The organism is Frankia sp. Cppng1_Ct_nod, from assembly GCF_920656135.1.
Classification (GTDB): Bacteria; Actinomycetota; Actinomycetes; order Frankiales; family Frankiaceae; genus Protofrankia; species Protofrankia meridionalis.
This window is the reverse complement of record NZ_CAKKTK010000103.1, coordinates 7,902-13,664: the sequence shown is the minus strand read 5'-3', so window position 1 is coordinate 13,664 and position 5,763 is coordinate 7,902. Positions and strand designations below refer to the sequence as shown.

The window sequence follows — 5,763 nt, the reverse complement described above, 5'->3', positions numbered from 1 at the left end:
GGCGTGCGACTGGCCGGTGGCGGCATGCTGACCATCGCGGACACGGCGATCGCCGGGCCGGTGCTGGCCGCGCTGCGGCCGTCCGCCGTCGTCCTCGGCGTCGTCGAGCCGCACGGCAGCGCCCGCAACACCCTCGCCGGCAGGGTCGCCGGCCTGGAACTGCTGGGCGACCGGGCCCGCATCGCACTTGACACGACCCCGCCGGTGCTCGCCGACGTCACCCCGGCGGCTCTCGCCGAACTGCGTCTGGAACCGGGCATGACCGTCTGGGCGTCGTTCAAGGCAACCGACGTCGACACCTACCCCGACCCGGTGGCTGACAGCCCGATCGGGTGGGTGGAGGGAATATGAGAGTGGGAGCCGTCCGACCCGAAGCGGCATCCCGAAGTGACGTCCCGAAGCGGCATCCCGAAGTGATGAGGTAGATCAATGGGCTTGAGTATTCGTAACCGGCTCACCGGAACCGTTACCGAGATCACCAGTGGTGCGGTGATGGGTACAGTGGCGATCGACGTCTCCGGTGGGCGGAGCATCACAGCCGCGGTGACCATGGACGCGGTCAAGGATCTCGGTATTTCGGTGGGTTCGGCCGTCGACGTTCTGATCAAGTCGACCGAGGTCTCCCTGGCCACGGGCGCTGTCGCCGGCATCAGTATTCGCAATCAGCTACCCGGCACGGTTTCCGGTCTGGAGACGGGCGGTGCGATGACGGTCGCCCACATCCGCCTCGACGGCGGCGGTGAGATCACAGCGGCGATCACCCGGGCCGCCGCGACCGACCTCGGTCTCGCGGCGGGTTCCACCGTGACCGCCCTGATCAAGTCGACGGAGGTCGTCCTCTCGACCGCCTGACGGCCGACGTCAGCGGGCGGTGGTGCCCTGGACGCAGGTGGGGCACTGGACGCGGCGGCGGGCGCGAACGGCCCGCAGAAGGCCGGGGCCGGCGACGGCGATCCGCCGGCCCACCCCGACGGCGACCCGCCTGTCCAGCACCTGGTAGTCGGCGCGTTCCACCTCGTCCAGGATGGCGCTGTAAAGCCGGAACGCGGTGTCGACGCAGTCGCGGGAGGTCGGGTGCAGCAGCCGGATGCCGGGCCTTGCCGCACGGAACAGCTCCCGGGCGCGGGCGATCTCGAAGGCGAGCAGCCGGCGCACCGGGCCGTCCACCACACCGGCGGCGAGGTGTCCGCGGGTCACGCCGAACAGGTCCAGGGACTCCTGCGGCAGGTAGACCCGTCCGCGGCGGAGGTCCTCGCCGACATCGCGGATGAAGTTCGCCAGCTGGAAGGCGGTGCCGAGATCGCGGGCGTAGGGCAGGGCCGCCGAGCAGGTCGGCTCGAGGATCGGCACCATCTGCAGACCGATCACCGCGGCCGAACCGTGGACGTAGACCATCAGGTCGTCGAAGGACGCGTAGGAGGTCACGGTGAGATCCATCCGCATGGAGTCGAGGAACGCCTCGAAGTGCTCCAGCGGGATGTCCCACCGCCTGATCGTGTCGAGGAGCGCCGGCAGCACGGAGATGTTCCCGGGGCTTTCACCGGCACCGGACCGCCACGACTGAGGGCCGCTACCCGGGCCCGAGCCCGTTCCCGCGTGGGCCAGGAACTCCTCGCCCCAGCCGCGCAGCCGGGCGGACCTCTGCGCGTCACAAAGAGCGGAGTCGAGATCGTCGACGATCTCGTCCGCATAGCGCGCGAACCCGTAGAGGGCATGGACGTACGGCCGTTTCCACGCCGGCAGCAGCGCGGTCGCGAGAAAGTACGTCCGGCCGTGCGAGGCGTTGAGCCGGCGGCATTCCAGGTACGAGCGCCGTAACCGGGGGGATGCGATCCCGGCGGCGGTCAGTTCGCGCACGACCAGTGACTATCCTCCTCCGCCGGATCAGGGCACGCGGCAGACGGAAACCAGCGGTCGCCGCGATGAGATCATCGGGTGGTTTCGGCCGGTCGGGGCGCCACCGGCGGGCGCCTGCCCGCGCCGCGGCTGCGGCGGGTGGCCAGAACGAAACGGACGATGTCTGACAGCCAGTCGGAGTCGGTCCGCAGGACGAGGTGACCGGCCCCGGCCCGGCGCAGCGCCGCGTCGACATCCCGGCGGTGTGCCGCGGCGGCTCGGGCGTAGGAGTCGCGCAGCCGGCGGGACGAGGTGGGTACCTCCAGCAACGCGCCGGTTTCCGGGTCCACGACGTGGAGCAGCCCCACGGCCGGAAGCTCAAGCTCACCCGGGTCGATGATCTCGATGGCGAGTACCTGGTGGCGTCCGGCGAGCGCGCGTAGCGGCTGTTCCCAGGACATGTCGGTGGACAGGAAGTCCGAGATCACGACTGCCAGGCCGCGACGCCGGGGCGGGTTGCGCAGCCCGTTCACGGCCGCGGCAAGGTTGGTTGCGGCAGCGGTGTCAGGAGACCGCCGCGGCCGGTCCAGCGCGGACCGCGGTATCGCCAGCAGCGTCCGGAGCAGCGCACGCAGGCCGTCGCGGCCGGCGCGGGCCGGGATCATCCGGGGGCCGGAGCCGGTCAGCACGTATGCTCCCAACCGGTTACCGCTACGTGCCGTGAGGTAGCCAACCGCGGCGACCGCGGCGACCGCGAGGTCGCGTTTTTCCATCGTCGCGGTGCCGAACTCCAGGCTGGCCGTGAGGTCGACGAGTATCCACGTCTCCAGCTCGCGGTCGGCGATGAGATCGTGCACATGCGGCACGGTTGTCCGGGCGGTGACAGCCCAGTCCATCCGCCGGACGTCGTCCCCGACATGGTAGGCGCGGCTTTCGGCCTTCTCGGTCCCCGACCCGGGGACCAGGCCCAGATGGTCGCCGAGCAGCAGCCCGTCGAGGCGCCGGGTCACCGTCAGCTCGAGGCGGCGCAGGGTCCGCGCGATCGACGGATCCGCGGCCGGCTGCTGGTGGGCGCCGGGCTCGGGGCTGGACCGGTCCGCGCTCACGCGGAGGTCCCCTGGCTCCCGTATTCGGGAAAGCCCTGCGGATTCGTGGTCCAGTGACCGGAGTAGTTCTGCTGCCGGGGAGCGACCTGCGGCGGCGGGGTACCGCGCAGGACGCGTTCGGCGATGGCCTCCGCGGACAACCCCTCCGCCAACGCCTCGTAGGACAGCACCAACCGGTGCGGCAGCACGTCAAGGGCCACCGCGGTGACGTCGTCCGGCACGACGTAGTCCCGGCCGCGCAGCATCGCGAGCGCCCGTGCCGCCGCGACCAGACCGAGCGAGGCGCGTGGTGACGCCCCGTAGGCGAGATGGCCGGCGAGTTCGGGCATCCCGAACTCGCCGGGTGAGCGGGTCGCCAGCACCATTCGGACGGCGTAGTCGGCGATCGCGTGGTGCACGAACACGTTGGTGGCCCGAGCCTGCAGCCGTATCAGGGTCCGCGGGTCCAGGACGGGTTCCGCCCGGGGTGGTTGCACACCCATCCGGCGGACGATTTCCAGCTCCTCGCTGCCGTTCGGGTACGGCACGTTCACCTTCATCAGGAACCGGTCGCGCTGCGCCTCCGGGAGCGGGTACACCCCCTCGGATTCGATCGGGTTCTGCGTGGCCAGCACCAGGAACGGCGCGGGCAGCCGATGGGTGACGCCGCCGAGGGAGACCTGCTGTTCGGACATGACCTCCAGCAGCGCCGACTGCACCTTCGCGGGCGCGCGGTTGATCTCGTCGGCGAGGACGAAGTTCGCGAAGACGGGACCCAGCTCGACGTCGAAGGTCTCCCGGGTCTGCCGGTACACGCGGGTGCCGACGATGTCGGAGACGACCAGGTCGCTGGTGAACTGGATGCGGGCGAACGTCCCACCGACCACGGTGGCCAGGGTCTGGACGGCGAGCGTCTTGGCCACCCCCGGCACGCCCTCGAGCAGACAGTGCCCGCGGGCGAGCAGGGCCACCAGTATCCGCTCGACCATGTGGTCCTGGCCGACGATCACTTTCTTGACCTCGAACAGGGCGCGTTCGAGGTGGTCGGCGTCGGTGATCGTGTCGGGGCCGGCCAGATCCATCTCGGTCCGGCTGGAATCGGATGCGGTCCGGCTGGAATCGGATGCGGTGGGCCCGGACCCGTCCGGGGTCGGCGCGGTCGCGTCGGCGAGCCGTTCGTCCATGGCCTCAGTCTCGCAGCCGATGCCGGGAATCGAGACCTGAAACCGGAGCGGCCGGCCCGCCCAGATAATTCTTTAAGGAAAATTTGAACTTTTCCGGTGGGATCCTGTCGACGGCCTGGTCATCGCAGTGCCCGGGAGCGGTAGGTCCTGTCCCGCCCCACAACCCGCTCGGCGGCCAGCCGTCCTGATATGAGCACCATGGGCACACCGACGCCGGGTTGGGTTCCGCTGCCGGTGAACACGACATTGTCGAGACCGGGCGCCAGGTTCGCCGGCCGGAAGGGCCCGGTCTGACCGAAGGTGTGGGCGGCGGCGAACGGGGTGCCGGCAGTCATTCCCCGTGCCCGCCAGTCCGCGGGGGTGGTTACGTCCTCGATCTCGATTCCGGCGCCGAAACCGGTGTACCCGTGATGTTCGAGGGTTTCGACCACCTCATCCCGGTAGCGCGACCGGAGCACCGACCAGTCCAGCGGCGCGGTGAGGTTCGGGGTCGGGAACAGCACGTAATAGCAGTGCCGGCCGGCCGGGGCCGGCGACGGGTCGCTCGCCGTCGCTGTGGTGACCAGGAAGGACGGGTCGCTCATCAGCTCACCGCGGTTGATGATCTCGTCGAAGGTCCGCCGCCAGGAGCGTCCGAAGTGGATCGTGTGATGGGCACTGCCCGGGTAGCCCGCGCGCGAGCCGGCCAGCAGCAGGAAGCAGGACGGCGCGAAGCGCAGGCGGCGGAGGCGTCCGGGGGTTACCGACGCGGGCAGCAGTTCCCGGTAGGCGGTCGGCAGGTCGGGATTGAGCACCACGACATCCGCGGGGATGCGTTCGCCCGCGGCGGTATGTACCGCGACGGCCCGCCGGCCGCGGGTCTCCACCCGTGTCACCCGGGTGCCGTAACGAAACGTCACTCCGTGCTTGGCTGCCGCGCCGGCCATGGCCACCGGGACGGCGTGCATCCCACCGACCGGAACGTACACGCCGGCCACCGAGTCCATGTAGGCGATCACGGCGTACAGAGCGAGCGCGTCGTGGGGGGACAGGCCCGCGTACATCGCCTGGAACGAGAACACCCGGCGGGTGCGCTCGTCGTGCAGGTACCGGCCCACCGCGGGCGCGAGCCGACGAAACCCGCCGAGGGCGACCAGCCGCGCCAGCGACGGCCGCAGCAGGCCCAGCGGCGAGTCGATCGAGGCGTCGATGAAGTCGCGCATCTCAGCCCGGTACAGCGCGGACACGAACGCGACGAACCTGCGGTAGCCCGCGGCCTCCGCCGGCCCGCACACGCGCGTGATCTCTTCGGCGGTCGCGTCGGCGTCGGCATGGACGTCGAGGTGGGAGCCGTCGGGGTAGCGTGCCCGGTACAGCGGGTCAACGGGCCGTAGCCGCAGCCAGTCGTCGAGGTTCTCCCCGACGCAGTCGAAGGCGTCGGCGATCAGGTCCGGCATGGTCAGCACGGTCGGACCGGTGTCGAACCGGTAGCCGCCGGCGAGCAGCCGCCCGGCCCGCCCACCCGGGACGTCCTCGCGTTCGACGACGGTGACCTGGCGACCTGCGCCGGCCAGCCGCAGGGCGGCCGACAACCCGCCGAGGCCCGCCCCCACGATCACGACCGTTTCGGTCGGGCCGTTCACCGTACGCATCCAACTCCTTTCGCCTGTCCGCTCGCC

At 70.8% G+C, this 5,763-nt stretch carries 6 protein-coding genes; 2 read left to right on the top strand and 4 right to left on the bottom strand.

Going from position 1 to position 5,763, the window contains the following annotated elements; translation table 11 throughout:
- Nucleotides 1-351, top strand: a 351-nt coding sequence (locus tag NBW77_RS20290; protein ID WP_250280156.1) for a TOBE domain-containing protein, incomplete at its 5' end; no start/stop codon positions are given.
- A gap of 78 nt (nucleotides 352-429) precedes the next feature.
- Nucleotides 430-852, top strand: a complete 423-nt coding sequence (locus NBW77_RS20285; protein WP_131747442.1) for a TOBE domain-containing protein — start codon at nucleotides 430-432, stop codon at nucleotides 850-852.
- A 9-nt stretch (nucleotides 853-861) separates the two neighbouring features.
- On the opposite strand, the gene NBW77_RS20280 is transcribed toward NBW77_RS20285, so the two are convergent.
- From NBW77_RS20280 to crtI, 4 genes are all read right to left on the bottom strand, one after another.
- Entirely contained in the window at nucleotides 862-1,857 is a 996-nt protein-coding gene (locus tag NBW77_RS20280) for a phytoene/squalene synthase family protein (protein WP_131747441.1), read from the bottom strand.
- A gap of 71 nt (nucleotides 1,858-1,928) precedes the next feature.
- A complete protein-coding gene (locus NBW77_RS20275) occupies nucleotides 1,929-2,942 on the bottom strand; it encodes a DUF58 domain-containing protein (RefSeq protein ID WP_250280155.1) in 1,014 nt (337 codons plus the stop codon).
- A complete protein-coding gene (locus tag NBW77_RS20270; protein ID WP_242605932.1) occupies nucleotides 2,939-4,003 on the bottom strand; it encodes an AAA family ATPase in 1,065 nt (354 codons plus the stop codon). Before NBW77_RS20270 ends, NBW77_RS20275 begins: the two co-directional genes overlap by 4 nt.
- A gap of 221 nt (nucleotides 4,004-4,224) precedes the next feature.
- The gene (crtI, locus tag NBW77_RS20265; protein ID WP_131747439.1) at nucleotides 4,225-5,736 is read right to left on the bottom strand and encodes a phytoene desaturase family protein; all 1,512 of its coding nucleotides are present in this window, start codon (nucleotides 5,734-5,736) and stop codon (nucleotides 4,225-4,227) included.
- Between the last annotated feature and the right edge of the window lie 27 nt (nucleotides 5,737-5,763).

Excerpts from the sequence above, each read along its gene's own strand:
- NBW77_RS20285 (WP_131747442.1), top strand. The coding sequence starts at position 430 with ATGGGCTTGAGTATTCGTAACCGGCTCACCGGAACCGTTACCGAGATC.
- NBW77_RS20270 (WP_242605932.1), bottom strand. The coding sequence starts at position 4,003 with ATGGATCTGGCCGGCCCCGACACGATCACCGACGCCGACCACCTCGAA.
- crtI (WP_131747439.1), bottom strand. The coding sequence starts at position 5,736 with ATGCGTACGGTGAACGGCCCGACCGAAACGGTCGTGATCGTGGGGGCG.